The sequence below is a fragment of the Acinetobacter amyesii genome, assembly GCF_023499985.1.
In the GTDB taxonomy this organism is placed as follows: Bacteria; Pseudomonadota; Gammaproteobacteria; order Pseudomonadales; family Moraxellaceae; genus Acinetobacter; species Acinetobacter amyesii.
Map to the genome: position 1 here is coordinate 59,996 of NZ_JAMCOU010000031.1, position 21,270 is coordinate 81,265.

At 42.0% G+C, this 21,270-nt stretch carries 22 protein-coding genes; 10 read left to right on the plus strand and 12 right to left on the minus strand.

Translation table 11 applies throughout. The annotated features are described in order from the left end of the window. Together ptsP and M5F03_RS08925 are read right to left on the minus strand one after the other, a co-directional pair. Window positions 1-2,295, minus strand: a complete 2,295-nt coding sequence (gene ptsP / locus M5F03_RS08920) for a phosphoenolpyruvate--protein phosphotransferase (protein ID WP_180101444.1) — start codon at window positions 2,293-2,295, stop codon at window positions 1-3. 77 nt (window positions 2,296-2,372) lie between these two features. Next, window positions 2,373-2,852, minus strand: coding sequence for an RNA pyrophosphohydrolase (locus M5F03_RS08925; RefSeq protein WP_078192761.1), 480 nt, complete (start codon window positions 2,850-2,852; stop codon window positions 2,373-2,375). Window positions 2,853-3,033: 181 nt separating this feature from the next. On the opposite strand from M5F03_RS08925, the gene M5F03_RS08930 reads away from it, so the two are divergent. The 3 genes from M5F03_RS08930 to M5F03_RS08940 all read left to right on the plus strand — a co-directional run bounded on the left by M5F03_RS08930 (window position 3,034) and on the right by M5F03_RS08940 (window position 4,594). Next, window positions 3,034-3,690: an HAD family hydrolase gene (locus M5F03_RS08930; protein WP_249708075.1), complete on the plus strand. Its 657-nt coding sequence runs from the start codon at window positions 3,034-3,036 to the stop codon at window positions 3,688-3,690. 91 nt (window positions 3,691-3,781) lie between these two features. Further along, entirely contained in the window at window positions 3,782-4,255 is a 474-nt protein-coding gene (locus M5F03_RS08935; protein WP_180062911.1) for a DUF2628 domain-containing protein, read from the plus strand. Between the two features lie 96 nt (window positions 4,256-4,351). Next, entirely contained in the window at window positions 4,352-4,594 is a 243-nt protein-coding gene (locus M5F03_RS08940) for a DUF2789 family protein (protein ID WP_078189726.1), read from the plus strand. 196 nt (window positions 4,595-4,790) lie between these two features. On the opposite strand, the gene M5F03_RS08945 is transcribed toward M5F03_RS08940, so the two are convergent. Next, a complete protein-coding gene (locus tag M5F03_RS08945) occupies window positions 4,791-5,654 on the minus strand; it encodes a LysR family transcriptional regulator (protein ID WP_078189725.1) in 864 nt (287 codons plus the stop codon). A 476-nt stretch (window positions 5,655-6,130) separates the two neighbouring features. Between M5F03_RS08945 and M5F03_RS08950 the strand changes: the two genes are divergently transcribed. Then, window positions 6,131-6,334, plus strand: coding sequence for a hypothetical protein (locus M5F03_RS08950; RefSeq protein ID WP_249708076.1), 204 nt, complete (start codon window positions 6,131-6,133; stop codon window positions 6,332-6,334). A 128-nt stretch (window positions 6,335-6,462) separates the two neighbouring features. On the opposite strand, the gene M5F03_RS08955 is transcribed toward M5F03_RS08950, so the two are convergent. Next, complete coding sequence (locus M5F03_RS08955) at window positions 6,463-6,699, minus strand: DUF2061 domain-containing protein (RefSeq protein ID WP_249708078.1); 237 nt, start codon at window positions 6,697-6,699, stop codon at window positions 6,463-6,465. 356 nt (window positions 6,700-7,055) lie between these two features. Between M5F03_RS08955 and leuC the strand changes: the two genes are divergently transcribed. The 4 genes from leuC (at window position 7,056) to leuB (ending at window position 10,973) form a co-directional block, all read left to right on the plus strand. After that, window positions 7,056-8,504 carry a 3-isopropylmalate dehydratase large subunit gene (gene leuC, locus M5F03_RS08960; protein ID WP_249708080.1) on the plus strand — a complete coding sequence of 483 codons (1,449 nt, stop codon included), beginning with the start codon at window positions 7,056-7,058 and terminating at the stop codon, window positions 8,502-8,504. Window positions 8,505-8,528: 24 nt separating this feature from the next. Continuing rightward, a complete protein-coding gene (gene leuD, locus M5F03_RS08965) occupies window positions 8,529-9,179 on the plus strand; it encodes a 3-isopropylmalate dehydratase small subunit (RefSeq protein WP_249708087.1) in 651 nt (216 codons plus the stop codon). 109 nt (window positions 9,180-9,288) lie between these two features. Beyond that, window positions 9,289-9,852 carry a hypothetical protein gene (locus M5F03_RS08970; RefSeq protein ID WP_078189720.1) on the plus strand — a complete coding sequence of 188 codons (564 nt, stop codon included), beginning with the start codon at window positions 9,289-9,291 and terminating at the stop codon, window positions 9,850-9,852. A gap of 41 nt (window positions 9,853-9,893) precedes the next feature. Then, a complete protein-coding gene (leuB, locus tag M5F03_RS08975; protein WP_078192754.1) occupies window positions 9,894-10,973 on the plus strand; it encodes a 3-isopropylmalate dehydrogenase in 1,080 nt (359 codons plus the stop codon). A 74-nt stretch (window positions 10,974-11,047) separates the two neighbouring features. Here leuB and M5F03_RS08980 read toward each other — a convergent pair whose 3' ends face one another. The 3 genes from M5F03_RS08980 to infA all read right to left on the minus strand — a co-directional run bounded on the left by M5F03_RS08980 (window position 11,048) and on the right by infA (window position 12,358). Then, complete coding sequence (locus M5F03_RS08980) at window positions 11,048-11,494, minus strand: hypothetical protein (RefSeq protein ID WP_372491136.1); 447 nt, start codon at window positions 11,492-11,494, stop codon at window positions 11,048-11,050. 114 nt (window positions 11,495-11,608) lie between these two features. Further along, the gene (locus M5F03_RS08985; RefSeq protein WP_078189718.1) at window positions 11,609-11,983 is read right to left on the minus strand and encodes a hypothetical protein; all 375 of its coding nucleotides are present in this window, start codon (window positions 11,981-11,983) and stop codon (window positions 11,609-11,611) included. A gap of 153 nt (window positions 11,984-12,136) precedes the next feature. Next, the gene (gene infA, locus M5F03_RS08990) at window positions 12,137-12,358 is read right to left on the minus strand and encodes a translation initiation factor IF-1 (RefSeq protein ID WP_001284370.1); all 222 of its coding nucleotides are present in this window, start codon (window positions 12,356-12,358) and stop codon (window positions 12,137-12,139) included. 231 nt (window positions 12,359-12,589) lie between these two features. Here infA and M5F03_RS08995 point away from each other — a divergent pair, with 231 nt between their 5' ends. Next, a complete protein-coding gene (locus M5F03_RS08995; RefSeq protein WP_078189717.1) occupies window positions 12,590-13,597 on the plus strand; it encodes an AraC family transcriptional regulator in 1,008 nt (335 codons plus the stop codon). Window positions 13,598-13,726: 129 nt separating this feature from the next. Here the strand turns inward: M5F03_RS08995 and truA are convergent, their stop codons facing one another. The 5 genes from truA to asd form a co-directional block, all read right to left on the minus strand. Then, window positions 13,727-14,524: a tRNA pseudouridine(38-40) synthase TruA gene (gene truA / locus M5F03_RS09000; protein ID WP_078189716.1), complete on the minus strand. Its 798-nt coding sequence runs from the start codon at window positions 14,522-14,524 to the stop codon at window positions 13,727-13,729. Between the two features lie 16 nt (window positions 14,525-14,540). Next, window positions 14,541-15,503 (minus strand): asparaginase domain-containing protein, encoded by a 963-nt coding sequence (locus tag M5F03_RS09005; RefSeq protein WP_249708211.1) that lies wholly within the window; start codon window positions 15,501-15,503, stop codon window positions 14,541-14,543. A gap of 49 nt (window positions 15,504-15,552) precedes the next feature. Further along, a complete protein-coding gene (gene fimV, locus M5F03_RS09010; RefSeq protein ID WP_249708089.1) occupies window positions 15,553-16,863 on the minus strand; it encodes a T4P machinery localization factor FimV in 1,311 nt (436 codons plus the stop codon). A gap of 75 nt (window positions 16,864-16,938) precedes the next feature. Further along, complete coding sequence (locus M5F03_RS09015; RefSeq protein WP_249708091.1) at window positions 16,939-18,351, minus strand: FimV/HubP-related protein; 1,413 nt, start codon at window positions 18,349-18,351, stop codon at window positions 16,939-16,941. Between the two features lie 143 nt (window positions 18,352-18,494). Beyond that, window positions 18,495-19,613: an aspartate-semialdehyde dehydrogenase gene (gene asd, locus M5F03_RS09020; protein WP_249708093.1), complete on the minus strand. Its 1,119-nt coding sequence runs from the start codon at window positions 19,611-19,613 to the stop codon at window positions 18,495-18,497. A 185-nt stretch (window positions 19,614-19,798) separates the two neighbouring features. Between asd and M5F03_RS09025 the strand changes: the two genes are divergently transcribed. Continuing rightward, window positions 19,799-20,926 (plus strand): endonuclease/exonuclease/phosphatase family protein, encoded by a 1,128-nt coding sequence (locus M5F03_RS09025; protein ID WP_249708094.1) that lies wholly within the window; start codon window positions 19,799-19,801, stop codon window positions 20,924-20,926. Window positions 20,927-21,270 lie beyond the last annotated feature (344 nt).

The window sequence follows — 21,270 nt, forward strand, 5'->3', positions numbered from 1 at the left end:
TTAACTGACTATTCGTGTCGCTGATTTCACCATATCACCTAGACCATGAGTCTTAAAGTAATACTCCATTAAGCTTTTCACCATCAGTGGATTATTCATGCTTAAGGCACGATTCAAGAGCTCTTTTGCATCTGGCATCGGCACATGGCAGATGGCTTTACGAACTTTCAGGATATTACTCGAACTCATCGATAGGGTATTAAAGCCCATTGCCATCAATAAAATAGCGGTGAGTGGATCACCAGCCATTTCCCCACAAATACTAATCGGCTTGTCGTATTTATGACATTCTTGCACCAAACGAGTCAGCGCACGAAGTACGGCTGGGTGTGAGTGTGAATAGACATTGGCAACACGTGGGTTATTACGGTCAACCGCAAGTAAATATTGGGTTAAATCGTTTGATCCCACTGAGAAGAAGTCAACCAATTCAGCAAATTCATCGATCTGTAATAGCACACTCGGCACTTCGACCATGATGCCGATTTTGGGTTTAGTAATTTTCACCTGTTCTTCTTCTTGCACCGCTTGCCAGTCACGATCGAGCAAATACAACGCTTCTTCGACTTCGCTGACACTGGTCACCATCGGCAGCAAAATATGCAAGTTGTTCAGGCCAATACTGGCTTTGAGCATGGCACGAATTTGGGCTGAAAAAATCTCAGGATGATCAAGGGTAAAGCGAATCCCACGCCAACCCAGTGCAGAGTTTTCTTCTTCAATTGAGAAATAAGGCAGGTCTTTATCTGCACCAATATCGAGGGTACGCATCACTACGGGTTTATTGGCAAAATGACTGAGCTGTTGACGGTAAATCGCCCGTTGTTCTTCTTCACCTGGGAAGCGATCACGCAGCATAAATGGAATTTCAGAACGATATAGGCCGACACCTTTGGCGCCACGTTGTACACCGCGAACTACATCGATCATCAAGCCGGTATTTACAAACAATCGAACCGCGACGCCATCAGGGGTGATGGCATCTTTGGTTTCGTATTGTTTTAGGTCTTTGGCAATTTGCTCTTCTTCTTTTTGAATTTCTTTATAACGTGTGCGTAAACGACGAGGTGGATTGATGAATACACGACCTTGATGTGCATCGACAATCATTTCGACATCATCAAGGGTGTTAATCGGAAGTTCAGTCACACCAACCACAGTTGGAATGCCGAGAGCACGCGCTACAATCACCATGTGTGAGTTCATGGCACCTTCAGTGGTCACAATCGCTGCGATTTTATCGACAGGGAGTTCAACCAAGGCAGCCGTAGAAATTTCCTCACCAATTAAAATGCTTTCATCGGTGATTTCACGGTGACTGGCATCTGCTTCTTGTAAAAAAGCCAGGATACGACGCCCCAGATCTTTTAAGTCTGAAACACGCTCACGGAGATAGTCATCTTCCATCTGTGCAAAGAGCGCAATGTGTTTATCAATGACAATGCGAACAGCACCTTGTGCCCAGTTACCGTCGCGAATTTCACTTTTGATTTCCGCGGGGAGGGCATTGGCATCGAGCATCCGTAAGAACACGCTAAATAATGCCCGTTCTTCAGCCATGAGGGCATCTTGCATTTTTTCATCAAGCGACTGAATTTCTTGGCGAACTGCGTCTATGGCATTGTCGAGTAATTCGAGCTCCTCACTAATGTCATCGGCTTCACGATCGGGGACTGAAGCCAAGTCAGCAGGTGGATATAAGATAACTGCCCGACCTAGGGCAATACCGCCTGAACCTGAAATGCCTTGGAAGGTTTTGTACGCTGGCAGATTATTCGGCTTACGAAAGACTTCGATATTGCCGACGGCATGTGCATGGGCAATCACCCCTGAAAGCTGAGCGCATAGGGTCACGAGGAAGGATTCGGCAGCTTCGCTAAAGTCTTGAGGTTCTTTGTTTTGAACCACCAAGACGCCCATAACTTTACGGCGATACATCACCGGAACACCGAGGAAGGAATTGTAAATTTCTTCCCCTGTTTCTGGCAGATACATAAAGCGTTCGTGTTTGGGAGCATTGTCTAAGTTGACGATTTCTTCACGTTGTCCCACTAAGCCAACCAAACCTTCACTGGTATGCAAAGAGACATGCCCAACGGCTTCAGGGTTTAAACCCTTAGAAGCCATCAGTAAATAACGATGGTTTCGTTCATCAAGCAAGTAGATTGAGCAGACATCCACATGCATGGCTTCTGCCACTTGATTGACCATTATGTCTAAAGATTCATGCAAACTGGCTGACGCATTAATCTCTTGGACTATGCGTCTTAATGTATCCAGCTGCATGTTCGACATCGTGTCTGCTCCAAAATTTATTCTGCTTTATTTATAACAACACTCATCCTAAAAATCTGCATCCATTCAGCAAATTTTTACGGCTTTTGTGGAAGCTGACTGCAAAGTTCCACCATGGCTTTACGATATACATCGCGTTTAAAATTCACCACTTGTCCTAGTGGATACCAATAGCTGACCCATTGCCATTGATCAAACTCAGGTGGATCTGACAAATCAAGCTGAATATGCTGTGCTGAAGCTGTCAGTTTCAATAAAAACCACTTTTGCTTTTGACCAATACAAACGGGGGCTGAATCAGTACGTATATACCGATGTGGCAAACGATAGCGCAACCACCCTTGGGTTTGTGCTATCACCTGGACGTGTTCGGGCAGTAAGCCAACTTCTTCTCTCAGCTCACGGTAAAGTGCCTGTTCGGGGGTTTCTCCATGTTGGATACCTCCTTGTGGAAATTGCCAGGCATTGTGACCAATGCGCTTTGCCCATAAAACTTGTCCAATGTCGTTTGCCAAAATGATCCCGACGTTGGGTCGGAAACCTTCTGAATCGATCATTTGGCTACCTAAATATTGTGTAATTTATGACTTTGCTCACGGGGACGTTTATTTCTGTGTCCATCTCGAAAAAGCAAAGTGTAAAAATGTTAAAATTGTTATGATCTTAACGAATTTCTATCGACTAGCGGAGATAGATTTACAATTTTTTTCTTAAATTTCAGCTTTTACGAGTATTTTCATGAAATTGGCACTGTTTGACCTTGATCACACCTTATTAAATACCGACTCAGACCATTCTTGGGGGGAGTTTTTGGTCAATGAAGGCTTGGTTGATCCAATTCGTCATCGTGCCATGAATGACAAATTTTATGATGATTATAAAAAAGGCCAGCTTGACCCGATTGCCTATAACGAATTTGTATTTGGGTTTTTAACCCAACATGACAATGCCTACTTAACTGAGTTACATCAGTTGTTTATGAAAAAAGTTATTCGTGCGCAAATGCGTCCAGAGGGCTATGCTGCCATTCATCGCCATCAAGATGCAGGGCATCAATTGGTCGGGATCACCGCAACGTCTGATTTTATTACCGCACCGATTTTTCGTGAATTCGGCATTACTGAAATCATTGCGACCAATGCCGAAGTTGTGAATGGTAAATATACAGGTAAAGTAATTAATACTCCGTGCTACCAAAAAGGCAAATTAGTCCGTTTGAATCAATGGTTAGAAGGTCGTGATGTGACAGAGTCTTGGGCCTATTCAGATTCAATCAATGATCGATTCTTATTGGAATATGCGGATCATGCAATTGCAGTCAATCCAGATGATCGTTTAGAGGTCCTAGCAAAAGAACAAGGTTGGGACATTCAAGACTGGTCAATTCAAGCCTAAAGATGAACATGAAAAAAAGCATCTTGAGATGCTTTTTTTTTGATGTTCTTTTGATTAACCCTCGACTCACTTATTTGAACTATCGCTCCGTATGCAGACAGAAGCTTCTTTTAAACATTTAATTCAAATCTTTATTGGGCCACGTGCTCAATCTTATTTAAATTTCATTGAACAACAAGTTGGACAGAACAATGGTCTGAGTTGGGCAGGGCTAATTTTTGGACCCTATTGGTTACTCTATCGAAAGATGTACCGCTATTTCTTCTTATTCTTTGCGGTTGGTTTTTTGATTAGCATGTTGGCACTCATCATCGGTGTGCCTGAACAAGTCTTGATGGGGCTGTCATTGATTCCTAACCTCATACTCGCTGGGATCGGAAAGCGGCTTTATAGCGATTTTGCTGTGCAAAAGACCAAAGCCTATATGCAGCAGCCGAAATATAGTGAACAGGTGTTTGCTGAAGAAGGAGGAGTGAACTGGGGGCTGCCTTTATTGTTGGTATTTATTCAATCTGTCGTGATGATTATGCTCAGTTTGCCTTTTATTCAATTTTCACCGCTATAGAATTCTGTAATTGAGTGCGTGTTCGTTCCGTGTTATATCCTTAAAACAGAATAATTTTGTATCCATAAACAATAAGTTTTAACACGGAGAATGACAATGAGTGTACGTCCACGCATGACTCATCTATTTGAACAACTGGGTTTAGATTCGAGTGAAGACGCGATTGCTTTATTTATCGTGACGCATCAACTCAGTGCCCAAACTAAAATTACCGAAGCAGATTATTGGACAGATGCTCAGCGCCAGTTCTTGGCCGAAAAAATTAAGTCAGATGGTGAGTGGGCGATTATTGTCGATCAATTGAATGAATCATTACATGAAGATTCATTGACGAAGTAAAACTGACAGGTCTTCCTTGGTTTTTTAATGGGATCGGCTGAAATAGGCGATCCCATTTTTAATGCAAAAGAAATTTAAGCGACTATTCAACATATAGAAAATTATTCGCTTTTTCTAAATGCTTAAACAGATCAATAAAAAAGCCACCATAGCGGTGGCTTGATTAATAATTGAATTTTGTAGGCAAAAAAATGAATTAGATGTGTTTCATCAATTCAACCAGCTTTTGTGCAGCAAGTGACTGAGTACGGCCTGGGTGCCATACCATGCCCAATTGACGATTCATATTTGAAGGTAAATTCAGTTGTTTTAAATCTTGGTTCAATAAGGTTTTAGGAAGGACTGACCAACCGAGACCAATGGAAACCAACATACGAATCGACTCAAGTGAGTTATTGCTCATGGTGACTTTTGGTTTTAGTCCATACTTTTCAAATTCAGCCAAAGTAATTTGACTGGTATAGGTTTGCGCCGCAGGCAAAAGACTTGGGTACTGGATCAAATCTTCTAAAGTTAAATGCTCAACTTGCGCCAAAGGATGGAAAGGCGCAACCACGAATACCAGTGGATCATTCCATGTCGTAATGTATTTTAAACGGCTGTCACCTTGTGGTGGTAAAGTCAAAAATGCCAACTCTAAGTCGCCAGCCAAAACTTGCTCATGGGCTTGTTCAGAATCAACAAAGTGTACATCTAAGGTCACTTCTGGAAATTGCTGTACGTATTGACGCAAATGCGCTGGTAAATGGTGTAAGCCGATATGATGGCTGGTACCAATTTTCAGTTTACCTTGAACCTGACCTTGCTCATGGCTGAGCGTATGGTGAATATCGCCCAACTCATTCAGCCAGCTTTTTACTTTTGGCAAGAGAGAGTTTGCTGCATGCGTCGCTTGAACACCACGACCCGCGGATTCAAAAAGTTTGACACCGAAGTATTCTTCTAAACTATGAATACGCTTGGTTACAGCAGGTTGCGTAATGAAGAGCTGATCTGCTGCCAAAGAGATCGAACCAGTTTCCATAACTTTTACAAAGGCTTCAAAGGCTGCGAGATTCATCTTCATTCCTATAAAGAATTTTTATGCTTAGTCTCATTGTTATAATATTTTAAGAATAAATCAAAGGGAAAGTTGTATCTTTTGATTTAAAACTAGGCGTTCAAGCCATACTACGCGTTAAATCTGAGGGGATTTTCCGAGTTCTATAGCGTTATTCGAGTGCTTGATTGTTGCATGATTCGAGATGAAGCTGTGACGTTTTCAGCTCAAATGCGCTGTTACAAAGTTGTTTTTTAAACAGAAACCACAGTTATGCATAATATAAAAAATATAGGGCTGAAAAGTATTTTTAACCGTTTGAATTAAAGAGGAGAGATGGCTTTTCTTTTTAACTCAGCTTTAAACTAGAACAAAAAAATGAGTTCAAGTTTTGATGGCTTGGGGAACATAGTTTTCAGTGAATAATTAAAGCAACAGGTACAGTCAGGGCGGCATCTTTTAGCTATGTTTTATCTCACAGGGAGAAGGCGATGGATATGAAACACATTAAAAATTTATTGGATATTTTTGAAGGGACAGTCGAAAAGCGCTGTGCGATATATGAAATCGCAGACGATGAAGACGACGAAAACCGTGCAGCTGCCGAGTGTAATGCGGCAAAAAACAAACTGATTCTTGCGATAGAACAATTGATCGAGGCGCATGAACAGCTGGCCTTACAGCAAAAAACCAAGCTTTGATGAGCTGTCTACATTTGAATCTATAGGATGAAATCGATAAAAAGTTAAAGTAGATGGAGTAAAAAACGTTTAAAGGTCATAAAAAAAACCACCGTGATGGTGGTTTTTTTACAAGGAGCAGGGTTGGATTAAGCGGGGATATTTTCCTCTACAGCTTTATCTTTCTTTTCCCATGCTTTTTCGTGGAAGAAAAAGGCAACCGCTTGAACAGTTGGTTCAAGTAAACTTAAGGTAATAGCCATTGCAATACTGCCTGTCACGTAATAACCAACCAACATCGCAACCGTGATATGCATGATGTAATAGCTCAAGGTTTTTTTGAACATGCGCTCATTATTTTCGACGAACTTGTTAATGTGTGCCATGAGAATGCTCCTTGTTAAATTGATAAATCTTGGCAATGAGTTAATAATAATGATTCTTATTTGCAATGTAAAAGAGAAAATTCAATTTATGATCATTGAATTTCTAAATCACTGCCTAAAAATGGCAGAAAGTGAACAAAAAGTCGGAGAAAATTCTAAAGTTCCATCGGCTGAAAGTATTGAAGTGAGCGTGTTTTAAACGCATTAATGGTCTTTAAAATGCAGCGGAAATCAGCAGTTAAATATCATTCCTATAAGTTTTTAAACTAATAAAAATGATAAATTAGATTTATGTGAATACGTGGTTATAATCGATTTAACGAAAGAATTTACCCAGTCCAGTGGAGCAAATCGACATGGCAGGCGAAACCCAAAAAGCGGAAACCCAAATAAAAAAAACCTTGTATGACAAATTGTGGGATGACCATCTAGTAAAACAACGAGATGATGGCTCTTCATTATTGTATATCGACCGTCATTTATTGCATGAAGTGACTTCTCCACAAGCCTTTGAAGGGCTACAACTTGCAGGTCGTAAACCGTGGCGTTTAAGCGCTAACGTTGCAACGCCAGACCATAACGTACCTACGTCTACTAAGGAGCGTGCTGAAGGTATTGCAGGTATTGAAGATGATACCTCACGTATCCAAGTGCAAACTTTAGATGACAACTGTAAAACTTTTAATGTTGCCCAGTTTGACATCAACGATGTACGTCAAGGGATCGCGCACGTGGTTGGGCCTGAACAAGGTTTAACGTTGCCGGGTATGACCGTAGTGTGTGGTGACTCACATACAGCAACACATGGTGCTTTTGGTTGCTTGGCTCATGGTATCGGCACATCGGAAGTTGAACACGTGTTGGCGACTCAATGCTTAGTTCAAAAGAAAATGAAGAACATGTTGGTGCGTGTTGACGGTCACTTGGGTCAAGGCGTAACTCCTAAAGACGTGGTTTTAGCAATTATCGGTAAAATCGGTACGGCAGGTGGTACAGGTCACGCAATTGAGTTTGGTGGTCAAGTATTCCGTGATATGTCGATCGAAGGTCGTATGACGGTGTGTAACATGGCGATCGAAGGTGGCGCGCGCGTGGGTATGGTGGCTGTCGATGACAAAACCATTGCCTATGTAAAAGACCGTCCATATGCACCGAAGGGCGAACAGTGGGATGCTGCAGTAGAATATTGGAAGACTTTAGTGTCTGATGAAGGCGCGCATTTTGATACTGTTGTGGTGTTGCAAGGTGAAGAGATTGAGCCACAAGTGTCTTGGGGGACTTCTCCTGAGATGGTGATTCCTGTATCTCAAGCAGTGCCAACTTTAGAACAAGCTAAAGATGACGTACAGCGTAATGACTGGACACGTGCATACAACTACATGGGCTTAGAAGCGGGTCAGGCATTGGCTGATATTCAATTAGACCGTGTATTTATTGGTTCATGTACCAACTCACGCATCGAAGATATTCGTGCAGCGGCTGAAGTGGCCAAAGGTAAAAAAGTGGCGGCATCGATTAAGCAAGCCATGGTGGTGCCGGGTTCAGGTTTGGTGAAAGCACAAGCAGAAGCAGAAGGCTTAGATAAAATCTTAATTGAAGCAGGCTTTGAATGGCGTGAGCCGGGTTGCTCAATGTGTTTGGCAATGAATGCCGACAAATTGCAACCAGGTGAGCACTGTGCATCGACGTCTAACCGTAATTTTGAAGGTCGTCAAGGCAATGGTGGTCGCACGCATTTGGTGAGTCCAGCAATGGCGGCAGCTGCGGCAATCGCTGGTCACTTCGTTGACGTTCGTACCTTCTAATCAGGGCTAATAGGAGCAAATCGCATGAAAAAATATACCGTTGAACAAGGTATCGTTGCACCATTAGACCGTGCCAATGTGGATACAGATTTAATTATTCCAAAACAGTTTTTGAAATCTATTAAGCGTACAGGCTTTGGTGCCAACTTATTTGATGAGTTGCGCTATTTGGATGAAGGCTATTTAGGTCAGGACATTTCAAAACGTCCAATTAACCCAGATTTCGAATTGAATAAACCGCGTTATCAAGGTGCGTCGATTTTGATCTCTCGTGCAAACTTTGGTTGTGGTTCGAGCCGTGAGCATGCGCCTTGGGCATTAGAAGAATATGGTTTCCGTACCGTCATTGCACCAAGCTATGCGGACATTTTCTTTAATAACAGCTTTAAAAATGGCATGTTGCCAGTGATCTTGTCTGAAGAGATCGTCGATCAGTTGTTTAAAGAATGTGCTGCATCTGAAGGCTATCAATTAACCATTGATTTGGCTGCGCAAGAAGTGCGTACACCGAGTGGTGAAGCATTTACATTTGAAGTCGATCCATTCCGTAAACACTGCTTATTGAATGGCTTGGATGATATCGGTTTAACTTTACAAGCAGCCGATGAGATCCGTGCTTATGAAGAAAAAACCAAAGCATCTCGCCCTTGGGTATTTGCAGACATTAAAGCTTAAGTCAGTGTCACTGTAGAACTTCTTAGTAGTCAGTCGGCTTAAGTCTTGTTAATATCAGGCGAAACAAAATTTATACGTTAGCCAGAATTTATCAGGTTGGGTTCGAAAAATGAAAAAGTTCTTCGGTCAGCTGGTTGTAACGGGAGCGCTGTTTGCAACGCTCTCTGCCTGTCAAAGCTTTGACACGGCACGCATTAAAAATGTGAAGGAAACTGAAAGTACAAAAAATAATGCTTTGATTTACTGTGCAGGTACAGCGCACTGTGAATTTGAGCGTTTTGATCAAATACAAGTGGTTGATCCAAATAATCAACATGTACAACGTGCTGCGATTAAAGCAGGTATTGTACGGTTGAATGGTCGTTCATTGTCTGAGCCTAATCCTTTGTATTTGTCCGTACCTTCAGGTCAGCATGAAGTCGTGATTCGCTATTATCCTATTTCTCAGGAAAAAGCAGAGCGCTTGCATGTCATTCACAACTTTAGGTCCAAACACGAGTACACCTTTAAAATGTACCGTGAGCGTTCAAAAAACAGAGGCAGTTTACTAGATAAATCTGCGCCTGATCCGCTCTGTGTAGACTTAAAGCAAGGTGCAAAAACGATTCGACGTTTCTGCCGACCGTACAATGTCCTCACAGGACTTGGTGAGTTTGTAGAAAAGAAACTTTAAATCTGACTGGTAATCAAGCCAGCGTATAAATGGAAAGACTCATGTCAAAACATATTTTGATTTTACCAGGTGATGGTATTGGTCCTGAAATCGTGAAAGCGGCTGAACAAGTGCTGACACGTGTAAACGAGAAATTCAACTTAGGTTTGACTTGGGAACAAGGTCTTTTAGGTGGTGCAGCGATCGATGCGCACGGTTCACCTTATCCAGAAGTAACAGCGGCACAAGCGAAGACTGCTGATGCGATTTTATTGGGTGCGGTGGGTGGTCCTAAGTGGGATACTATTGAGCGTTCAATTCGTCCAGAACGTGGCCTATTAAAAATTCGTTCAGAATTAAATTTATTTGCCAATTTACGTCCAGCAATTCTTTATCCGCAGCTTGCAGATGCGTCGAGCTTAAAACCTGAAATCGTAGCAGGTTTGGATATTTTGATCGTACGTGAGTTAACTGGCGGGATCTATTTCGGTCAACCACGTGGTATTCGTGAACTCGAAAACGGTGAAAAACAAGGTTTCAATACTGACGTATATGCAGAATCTGAAATCAAGCGTATTGCCAAAGTTGCTTTTGAAATGGCGAACTTACGTGGTGGTAAAGTATGTTCAGTTGATAAAGCCAACGTGCTAGAAGTGACTGAGCTTTGGAAACAAACCGTAACTGCGTTAAAAGAAGAGCAGTATCCTGAAATTAACTTGTCTCATATGTATGTTGACAATGCTGCCATGCAATTGGTCCGTGCGCCAAAACAGTTTGATGTAATCGTGACAGGTAACTTGTTCGGCGATATCTTGTCTGATGAAGCGGCGATGTTAACCGGTTCTATCGGCATGTTGCCATCGGCTTCTTTAGATGAAAATGGTAAAGGTATGTATGAGCCTTGCCACGGTTCAGCGCCAGACATCGCAGGTCAAAACATTGCGAACCCATTAGCAACGATTCTGTCTGTTGCTATGATGCTGCGCTATACCTTCCGTGAAGAAGCGGCGGCAAAAGCGATTGAAGATGCAGTAGGTAACGTCTTAGATCAAGGCTTACGTACAGGTGACATCATGTCAGAAGGCAGTACTCAAGTCGGTACTGTTGAAATGGGTCAAGCTGTAGTTTCTGCATTGAACTAATGGCGAATCAAAAAACGCAGCGTTTATGCTGCGTTTTTTTGTGCCTAGAAATTATCAATCCTAGAATTGATGCGCTAACAGGTGCGACCAGTTAATCGGACATCAGTTGCAATATTATGCTTTAAGCGAAATTGAATAAGGCAGTTTAACTCAACCTCATAGCGTGTATTTCCACTGGGAATCGGCACAGCAGCGCCGCTCCCCATGCCCATTGCGGGATTTTCAGCCATCGGTAAAGGAATACTGATCGGGCGTGCGACACGATAACGGAGGTAGTCAGAACTGACCTCTACGGGAGAGGTTCTTTGATAGCCGAGTTTGCTGAGATTAAGTTCTGCTTGAATCGCTTGGCTCGATTGACCAATAAATGAGGCTAAATAGCGTTCACGCTCAACGGAGGATATCGTTGATGTCGTGGTACAGCCAGCCAACCATACAATGCTTAGAACGCATCCCATGCTCAGTATCGGGCGAATGAAACGCTGATCTTCGTAAACCTGATGTTCTAAAATAAATTTCATGGGTCAGTTTCTCACGAAATAAATTCAGTTTAGTCAGATCGGTCTGTATAACACTGTAGTCATTTGATACACGGTCAGCTGAGCAAGATTAGCCTCTAGGATTCTCATACAGGATCAACAAGCTCTGCCAACATAGTCAATGGATTCAACTATTTGATTGCGTAATTTGAACTCGATTTTACATTCCATATCGACAGTGACACCACCTTTAGACGGCGTTGGGATAGGGGCGCCCATGGCTATACTGGTGCCGATATTCGGTGTACCTATCGGAATTGGCATTGAGCGTAAAATGGTATAACTGAGTTTTTCATTGCTTTGTACAGGTGCTCCCATCACTTTGTAGCCCAATTGACTCAAGTTGAGCTCTTTACGAACTTGATCAGCTGGCTGTCCAATATAGTGTTGTAGGGATTGATTGAGTTGCTTTTGGCCTGTCGTGGCGCAAGCAACACAAAAGATAGCACCGACTAATCCTAGATGTTTCATATGATTTTATGTCCTTATATTTTGAATTTTATAATCGAATTTTTATGTTTTTAGACTGTAAAGGAAAGCAATTTTGCAGTCAATTTTTATCATTGCATTGAAATAAATACAAAAAAAGCCACTGATAAAGTGGCTTTTTCGCTTCGCTAAAACTTAGCGCGCACGGTAAGTGATACGACCCTTAGTCAAATCATAAGGTGTCATTTCTACTTTAACACTGTCGCCAGTCAAAATACGGATATAGTGTTTACGCATTTTGCCAGAGATGTGAGCAATCACTTCATGACCGTTTTCTAAACGTACACGGAACATAGTATTAGGAAGCGTCTCGGTGACAACGCCTTCGAACTCGATGAGTTCCTCTTTATTGGCCATAGCCTACCTGAATGAATAAATTAGCAAGGCGCAAATTATAGTCAATTTTTTTTCAGAATACAAGCCGTAAAAGGCTTTGAACTGATCGACTGTCAGTAAAATAAGCGAACAATTCAGTTAAATATTTTCAACAAAAAATGTGCAGTAACAGTTGTCAGTTTGGTCAATCGCAGTTAATCTAAAATCAATCTTTTTAGGTATAAATGAAGTACATACAAGGAAGGTTCTGGAGTGGGTCAGCTAACTGATGCATCTGTTGTGTTGCGTTTAGGGTATCAAGCGATTCGTCGTGCCGGATTGCCAACAGAAGAAATTTTAACAAAAGCGGGTGTGGCATTAAATCAGGTTGAAACCAATGACCGTACCCCATTGAATGCGCAATTTGCGTTCTGGGTGGCTGCAGAAGAAGTCAGTAAGGATCCTGATATTGGTTTGCATCTGGGAGAGCATTTGCCTTTATATCGAGGGCAAGTGATTGAACACTTATTTATTTCATCTGAGAATTTTGGTGAAGGTTTAAAGCGAGCTTTGGCGTATCAACGCCTAATTAGCGATGCCTTTCATGCACAATTGGTGATTGAAGATGACCGCTGCTATTTGACCAATGGTCATCAGCCTTGGGCAGAAAATATCGTGAATCGTCATTTTTCTGAATGCGCGATGTCCGGTGTTTTGCGTTTCTTTAAGTTTATTACTGAAGGGCGTTTTCAGCCGATTTATATCGACTTTAACTTTAGTCAGGGCGCGCCAGATGATGAGTATTTCCGTGTTTATGAATGCCCTGTGAGCTTAGGGCAGAAAGAAACCCGATTGTATTTTGATCCGGCTATTTTAGAGTATCAATTGTGGCAGGCAGAACCTGAGTTATTACAATTGCATGAGCAGTTGGCGATTGAAAAGCTTCAGGAGTTGGCGCGTTATGATTTGGTCGGTGAAGTTCGCCGTGCTATTGGTTCAACGCTTGAAAGCGGTGAAACCACACTCGAAACGGTTGCTGCGCAGCTCAACATTACTCCGCGTCGTTTACGGACTCAGTTGTCAGAAGCCAATACCAGTTTTCAGCAAATTTTGTCAGACTATCGCTGTCGTTTGGCTAAAAAATTATTGGCCAATACCAATGAAAGTGTGGAGCGCATTGTGTACTTAACGGGTTTTTCTGAACCAAGTACGTTCTATCGCGCATTTAAACGCTGGACCAATGAAACGCCCGTGGAATATCGTAAGCGGAAGCAGCGTTAAGGTTGATCTTCGATAAAATCCTTCCCTAAACAGAATCCCCCTTTTTCAAAGAGGGATTTTCATCTTTAGAATCTGGCAATGGCGGAAATGAAACACCCTCTCTGTGAAAGTGAGGTTGGGAGGGATTGTTTATTCAGGCATATTTAGCCAATGTGGTCCTAACGGAACTTGAGGAAGTTCAAACTGAGCTGGATAGTCTGCATGGATAAAATATAGTCCATCGGGTGGTGCGGTGACACCTGCTGCTTTACGATCTTCAGCAGCAAAAATATCGTCAATATGGTCAACGTCATACATACCTTGCCCAATTTCCAACAAACAGCCCATGATGTTACGCACCATGTGATGTAAAAAACCATCGGCCTGAATATCTAGGACCAAGTAACATCCGTGTTGGATCAGACGGCAATGGCTGACATGACGAACAGGCTGATTGGACTGACAGGCTGCGGCACGGAAGCTTTCGAAATTATGAGTGCCTTCAAATTTGGCCGCGGCACGTTGCATTTTTAGCACATCTAATTTTGCATAAACATGGGTCACTTGCTTGTGCAGTAAAGCTGGTCGCTGTGGATTGTTATAGACCACATAGCGATAACGACGTGCTTGCGCTTTAAAGCGGGCATGGAAGTCCTGATCCATTTCCTTAATCCATTGGATGGAAATATCACGGGGTAATTGGCTATTGCTGCCCATTAACCATCCACGAATGGGACGAATCGCCTGAGTATCGAAATGTGCCACCATATTGGTTGCATGGACGCCCGCATCTGTTCGGCCAGCGCCGTGCAACATGATTGGCTCATTGGCCACTTTACTGAGGACGGTTTCAATGGTTTCTTGCACGCTTGGTACGCCCGGTTGCTGAGTTTGCCAGCCCTTGTATTGCATGCCACAAAACTCAATCCCAATCGCAAAACGTTGCATAGTTACCTCAAATGACTTAATCGTTCCAATGCGCAGTCCAGTCTGCGGCACTGCCGTATTGTAAATACATTTTCAAGCATTTGGCATAAAGATCTGCATGACCCAAACAATTGCTCAGTAATATTCCACTGTCTTTGACCCAGTCACTCACAGCATAGCGTTGATCTATACCGCCATGAACAACCTGTGTACTTAAGATAATTTTGCAATTTTTTTGTTGTATGGCTTTCAATACATTGAGTAATTCAGCATCAACGGCAATATTCCCTGTGCCAAAACCTTGCAGAATTAAAACATCTGGCGTGTGTGTAAGCAGGGCGGCTAAATTTTGAATGTGTAGATCAGTTGTTATCGGTTGCCACATCCAATTCAGGCAATTGAAATGAGCCGCTTTGTCTAAATCATTGACTTGAACAATATAAGGCGATGTCAGTATTGAAAGTGGCTGTGTGGCTGGCAGCCCATCAAAGGCTTTCAGATCGGTTGTATGTACTTTTAGTGCGGATTGAGCATGCATCAGTTGATGATGAAAGGCCAAATAAACCCCAACACTGGATTGGTGTACCGATTCCAATGCAAAATTTAAATTGTCGATGGCATCGGTAAATTCACGCGTGTTGTCACCAGCCACATTAAACAGCGGATATTGGCTGCCTGTAAGCACGATATGAGCAGAATGTGCCATAAAGTGTGCAAGTACTGCGCTGGCATAGCTAAGCGTGTCTGTGCCATGAATAATTACGAAATGCTGAAATTGTTGTAATTGTAAACTTTGAATTTGTTGGATCAGTGCTAGCCAGTCGGGTGCAGTACAAGCACTACTGTCACGAATGACAGGTGCAACAAAACATTCAATGTTTAGGTGTAGTGGCAGCACATGCTGTAATTTAGGTAAAAACGCATTCGCTGGCATGGGGCTTAATGGTTCACCGATACAACCGAAGGTACCACCCATATAAATAAGAGCAATTTTTTTCATCATAAAAAAAGCAGCCTTGAAAGACTGCTTTAGTTTAAATCGCTTTTGCTTAAGATGCGATTTGATTCAGTAACTGATCTGCTTGTTGACGTTGAGATGAAGAAAACTCAGCCTCTTTTTCAGTTAAAATTTCACGTGCAGCGTCATAAGCACCCAGTTTGATGTATTGCGCTGCCAATTCAAGATTCAATTCAATTTCATTGACTTCAACCAGTTCAGGGAATGATTGAACCAATGGATCATTTTGGTCTGTAGCAGATGGGGTTGACGGTGTGCCTAAACCGCTAATGTCAAAACTCACACCACTTGAAGCAGGTGCGGCAGGTTTATCTTCAGGCGTAGACTCAAGGTTAATCTCTGTTGCAGGAGCGACAACCGCGTCTTCTGTTTTTGCTGTTTCAAAAGCACCTAAGTCAAAGTTTAAGGTTGGAGCTTCAACTTTGTTTTCTTCTACAACCGATGTTTCTGTTGTAAATGAAAAATCTAAAGGCTCGATTTTTTCTTCTACAGTTTCTGTTTTGGTTTCAGCCGCAGCTTCAGTGCTTGGGGCAAAGTCCATTACAAAATCAATCGGTTTGATTTCTTCAACGGCAGGAGATGGCTGAGCAATCTCTTCAGTTGTCGGTGTTGCTTCAAGTGCAGGTTCTGGTGAAATTGAAAGCGTGTCAAATTCAAGCGTCTGTATTTTTTCAGCAGGCGCACTTTCAACTGGGGTTGAAATGTCTGCTTTTGCTGGCGTTTCAGTGGTGAAATTAAAATCTAGAGGTTTAATTTCTGCTGCTTTGGGTTCAACAGGTGCAGCAGTTGAACTTTGCATTAAAGCATCAAAATCAGAGGTATTTTGAGCTTTTGATGGAACCTCTTCAGTGATTGGTGATACAAAGTTAATGGCATCATCTTTCACATTTTGAGAATTTTCAAACTCTACTTTTTTTGCTTCAGCTTGTTCTAAAATTTCATCGAGTTCAAGTGAACGAATATGGCTCAGCAATTGGCTGATGGCAAATTCGTCTTTTTGTAAAATGTGAATATCTAAGAGATATAGATACAACTCATGTTGTGAGTTATCACGTTTTAATGATTGATTGATTTGCGCTTCAGCAGAAAAGAAATTACGTTCCGCAATTAATTTTTCAATTTTGCCACGAGCATCGGTCGTTAATGGCGTCATTGATTTTTTTTCAATGACACTGCTTTCAACCACTTGAGTTTTCTTCGGAGTCGCTTTGGCCGAAACACCCGTTTTCTTGGTTTTAGTGGATGTCGGTTTGGCTTTATCTGATTCTTGACCTTTTTGGCGTTTGTTTAAAAAAACCAATACGATCACTAAGATCACTAATGGAATCACATAAATCAGCATGTTTTAACCCCTTGGAGATAGAGCGATATAAAGTTGCACTCATCCCTATAAAATCTTGATTGGTAACGTTTTAGTTTATTGGCTTCTTTTATCTGCTTGTTGAGCTTTCAACTGTTGTTGCAGTTGAGCAAGACGAGCATTTAATAATTGAATTCTGTGATCCTTTTGATTTAGCGCCAATTCTAATTGAGTTACGTTTCTCTGTAATTTAACGGTTTTTTCACGAGATGTCATAACTTTTAATGACAACTCTTTCGAAGTTTTATTCTTTTCTGCTGCACTGTTGGCAGAAGATTGTGTTGAATCTTGCGCTTTCTCTGCCACCAGACTCATTTCAGCTTGATTCAGGCGGTATTTGGTTTTGCCTGACTGCTTCGAAGGCACTTTGGCAAGTTCTGCAGCAGAGACTTTTACAGGCTGTTTTGCTTGCTGCATACCATGCAGATTTAAGGCCGCACCACGGCGCAGACGGTTTACATCGCCTTGAATGAATGCATGTTCGTTGCTGTTTTTAATCTGTTGCATGACCTCAGAAACAGGGCGGTTTTGTTCTGTCGCAATACGTGAAGCAATCCCCCAAAGGCTTTCATTCGAGCGAACCACATATTTTGCCGCTGGTGTTGCTGTCGATGAAGCCGCGGTACTTGTAGGGTTTGGTGTAGATGCTGTTGGAGCTGTCGTTGTTGGATTTTCACGTTTTTGTGCTGCCTGTTCCGCAGCAAATTTTTGTGCCAATGGGTCTTGAGATCTTGCAGTTGATGCTGTTGCAGCTTGCATTTCTGAACTGACAGAGCCGGTCGAATTGGTTTTTGTAACTTGCGAAATTGATGTTTCAGAACTAGATGAAGTACTTGTGCTATTTTGCTCCGCAGGTGCAACGCTATAATTTTGCACATGCGTGACTGGTTCAATCGCAACAGGCGTTGACGTTGCTAATTTGGGCGGTGCTTTGGTACTGAGTAATAAGGGTTGTTCTGCAGCTACAGGTGCTTGTGCGGTGTAGAGTGTGCTAACAGGTAAATTTAGGGCAATTTCTTTTTCATTTACAATAACGACAGGTGCTAAAGCACGCTCATTGGCGGTTTGATTCGCATTCGATGTGGTTGGATTGCGTTTTAATGGGGTACGAATTTGTTGCAGGCGTGAAGCATTACCTTCTTTAATATTAACAATAAAATTAAGCTCAGCATCGGTCACTGGACGCGAAGAGGTAATGGTAATTACCCCATTGCCCGCACCATCACGACGCGTAAAGAAGTTTAAATGCCCCGGTGGTTGATGCCCTGTACCCATACTCAACAAATCTTCTGCCGTGGCTAAACTTGCATCGAGCGGCACAGATGTATTTGAGTGGCGAAAATGAATCTCAGCGTACAGCAATTCCCCAGGTGCTGACTGGACTTGTACAGGATCAATGCTGATCGCTTGAATGTTTTGAGATGCAATAACGGCTAAAATGGCGATCTTTAATTTGTTATATACGGTCATCTTAATCTTTAGCTCGAATATATGTCGCATGGCGAAAATTATAGATTAGCGAGTTGTCAAAGAATTGTAAAATATTTACACGACAGTTACATAAAAAAGCCGATCAATTGTGATCGGCTTCCTGTTCAGAGACTTAAAAATGCTTAAGTATTTTTATAATCAATGAGAATTCTTAGCATACGACGTAAAGGTTCAGCAGCACCCCAAAGCAATTGGTCACCTACAGTGAATGCACCTAGGTATTCTTTACCCATGTTGAGCTTACGGAGACGACCAACTGGAACAGACAAGGTGCCTGTTACAGCAACAGGAGTCAAATCAGTCATTGACGCTTCACGGGTATTTGGAACCACTTTAGACCAATCGTTGGCACTTGCGATAATATCTTCGATTTCATCCAGTGGAACATCTTTACGAAGTTTTAAAGTCAATGCTTGTGAGTGACAACGCATTGCACCAATACGGACACAGTGTCCATCGATTGGAACGATTTGCTGGTTGCCTAAGATCTTGTTGGTTTCAACTTGACCTTTCCATTCTTCTTTCGACTGACCGCTTTCAAGCTGTTTGTCGATATAAGGAATGAGAGAACCTGCTAAAGGCACACCGAAGTTCGCAGATGGGAAACCTTCGCCACGTTGTAACTGTGCAATTTTAGAGTCGATATCTAAAATTGGAGAACGTGGGTCATCTAGCAAATCTTTGGTATTGTTGTACAAGTAGCCCATACCTGAAATCAGTTCACGCATGTTTTGCGCGCCTGCACCAGATGCCGCTTGATATGTCATAGACGTTGCCCATTCCACTAAATTATTTTGGAATAGACCGCCTAAACCCATTAACATTAATGAAACGGTACAGTTACCGCCCACGAATGTTTTTGTACCTTTTACTAAGCCGTCTTTGATTACGTTCATGTTTACTGGGTCAAGTACGATGATTGCTTCATCGTCCATACGTAAAGTCGATGCAGCATCGATCCAGTAACCATTCCAGTTTTCAGCTTTAAGCTTAGGGAAAACTTCAGTCGTATAATCGCCACCTTGGCAGGTGATAATGACATCCATTTGCTTCAGACTATCAATGTCCGTTGCATCCATAAGTGCTGGGGCAGTCTTACCACCAAACGCAGGGGCTTCACCACCTGCATTACTGGTAGAAAAGTAAAACGGTTCGAAATGAGCGAAATCGTTTTCTTCAACCATACGTTGCATAAGGACGGAACCAACCATCCCGCGCCAACCGACCAGACCTACTTTCATGTCACTTTGCCTCGGTGCGTTAAAAAAATAAAAAGGGGGTTCGAGTGTACCAAAAGGGCGCATAACTGCAAGCGCTACATAATGAAAACACCAATAATATTGTGCAATATATCTTGTTTATGTTACATGCAAAACTGATATAAATTTATGAATCAATAAAAAATAAAGAATATAAGGGAGGCGTAATGATTTGGATTGAAATACTGGCGGGCTTCGTCATTTGGTTGACATTTTGGTCACTCATACCACGAGATGAATGGTGGTTTCGTGGTGCAGATTTTCCGCGTCTGCAAATCTTGGCTTTGGGCATATTTGCCTTCATAGCCTTAATTTTATGGAATGCTGAATGGGACTTGGCGCGTGAAATCATTTTAATTGGGTTGATTGCTGCCTTGGCATATCAATTAAAAATGGTTTTGCCTTATACCTTTATTTGGAAAAAACAAGTCAAAAAAGTTCGATCAGACCAGTTAGATAAACAGAAACAAATTTCAATCATTGTCTCAAATGTACTTACGCCGAATACTCAATATCACTTATTATTGGCACAAATACAAAAGCATCAACCTGACTTGGTACTCACGCTAGAAACAGATCAAACTTGGCAAAATGAATTGGCAGTGATTGAAGCTGATTATCCTTATCGCGTACCCGTACCTTTGGATAATTTGTATGGGATGCATTTGTATAGCAAGTTAGAACTTAGTGAAACTGAAGTCAAATTTATTCTCAGTGATGAAATTCCTTCGATCCATACCCGAGTCACCTTAGCATCAGGAAATCAGGTTCAACTGTATTGTTTACATCCCAAACCGCCAAGTCCAACAGAAGCCAAAGATTCAACTTTACGCGATGCAGAATTGCTGATTGTGGGCGATCAGATTAAAGATTTAGATGAAAGTTGCATCGTTATGGGGGACCTGAATGATGTGGCATGGTCACGTACTACACGACTCTTTCAACGAATCAGTGGGCTTTTAGACCCACGTGTTGGACGGCATTTCGTAAATACCTTTCATGCCAATTATCCACTGCTGCGTTGGTCGCTCGACCATATTTTTCATAGTACAGATTTTGCATTGGTACATATGGAACGCTTGCCCAATATCGGTTCAGACCATTTTCCAGTCTATGTGGTGCTGCAAACAGGCAGGGTATTTGAGCAAATCCAAGAAGAATTAGAGCAAACAGATGAAGATGAACAAGAAGCGCAAGAGGCAATTCAGGAGGGTATAGAAAAAGCTGAGAAAGAGGAGAAGATTGTGACTGATGAAATCGCCCATGATTATAAGGATGGTACGAAGGCACCTTGATTTTGTGTTTGATTTAAGAGAAAAGTGTAAGAAATAGCTTACACAGCTTTCGGCTTCTGACGAATGGTCAGGTCAAGTGTATTGACTTATTCTTTGTTCATCGGCACATGGAACTGGGAAAGGAACATCCCACTAAGGAAGACGAAGCCGATGGAAGCATCACGGAACGGATGCAGGAAAGGAAAGCCAATAAAAAATAAAAAGAATACTTGTGAAAGCACAACCTCATAGACCCGAGTTTTGCAGGATGCAGAACTCGGGTTTTGCTTTTGTGATATAGATTTTTTGCTTTTCTTTTGATCAATTTCTTTATACAGTGTGCCAAGAAAAAAACGATGAATTTC

Coding starts and splice junctions, on each gene's coding strand:
- ptsP (WP_180101444.1), bottom strand. CDS start 2,295: ATGTCGAACATGCAGCTGGATACATTAAGACGCATAGTCCAAGAGATT.
- M5F03_RS08925 (WP_078192761.1), bottom strand. CDS start 2,852: ATGATCGATTCAGAAGGTTTCCGACCCAACGTCGGGATCATTTTGGCA.
- M5F03_RS08930 (WP_249708075.1), top strand. CDS start 3,034: ATGAAATTGGCACTGTTTGACCTTGATCACACCTTATTAAATACCGAC.
- M5F03_RS08935 (WP_180062911.1), top strand. CDS start 3,782: ATGCAGACAGAAGCTTCTTTTAAACATTTAATTCAAATCTTTATTGGG.
- M5F03_RS08940 (WP_078189726.1), top strand. CDS start 4,352: ATGAGTGTACGTCCACGCATGACTCATCTATTTGAACAACTGGGTTTA.
- M5F03_RS08945 (WP_078189725.1), bottom strand. CDS start 5,654: ATGAATCTCGCAGCCTTTGAAGCCTTTGTAAAAGTTATGGAAACTGGT.
- M5F03_RS08950 (WP_249708076.1), top strand. CDS start 6,131: ATGAAACACATTAAAAATTTATTGGATATTTTTGAAGGGACAGTCGAA.
- M5F03_RS08955 (WP_249708078.1), bottom strand. CDS start 6,699: ATGGCACACATTAACAAGTTCGTCGAAAATAATGAGCGCATGTTCAAA.
- leuC (WP_249708080.1), top strand. CDS start 7,056: ATGGCAGGCGAAACCCAAAAAGCGGAAACCCAAATAAAAAAAACCTTG.
- leuD (WP_249708087.1), top strand. CDS start 8,529: ATGAAAAAATATACCGTTGAACAAGGTATCGTTGCACCATTAGACCGT.
- M5F03_RS08970 (WP_078189720.1), top strand. CDS start 9,289: ATGAAAAAGTTCTTCGGTCAGCTGGTTGTAACGGGAGCGCTGTTTGCA.
- leuB (WP_078192754.1), top strand. CDS start 9,894: ATGTCAAAACATATTTTGATTTTACCAGGTGATGGTATTGGTCCTGAA.
- M5F03_RS08980 (WP_372491136.1), bottom strand. CDS start 11,494: ATGAAATTTATTTTAGAACATCAGGTTTACGAAGATCAGCGTTTCATT.
- M5F03_RS08985 (WP_078189718.1), bottom strand. CDS start 11,983: ATGAAACATCTAGGATTAGTCGGTGCTATCTTTTGTGTTGCTTGCGCC.
- infA (WP_001284370.1), bottom strand. CDS start 12,358: ATGGCCAATAAAGAGGAACTCATCGAGTTCGAAGGCGTTGTCACCGAG.
- truA (WP_078189716.1), bottom strand. CDS start 14,524: ATGCAACGTTTTGCGATTGGGATTGAGTTTTGTGGCATGCAATACAAG.
- M5F03_RS09005 (WP_249708211.1), bottom strand. CDS start 15,503: ATGAAAAAAATTGCTCTTATTTATATGGGTGGTACCTTCGGTTGTATC.
- fimV (WP_249708089.1), bottom strand. CDS start 16,863: ATGCTGATTTATGTGATTCCATTAGTGATCTTAGTGATCGTATTGGTT.
- M5F03_RS09015 (WP_249708091.1), bottom strand. CDS start 18,351: ATGACCGTATATAACAAATTAAAGATCGCCATTTTAGCCGTTATTGCA.
- asd (WP_249708093.1), bottom strand. CDS start 19,613: ATGAAAGTAGGTCTGGTCGGTTGGCGCGGGATGGTTGGTTCCGTCCTT.
- M5F03_RS09025 (WP_249708094.1), top strand. CDS start 19,799: ATGATTTGGATTGAAATACTGGCGGGCTTCGTCATTTGGTTGACATTT.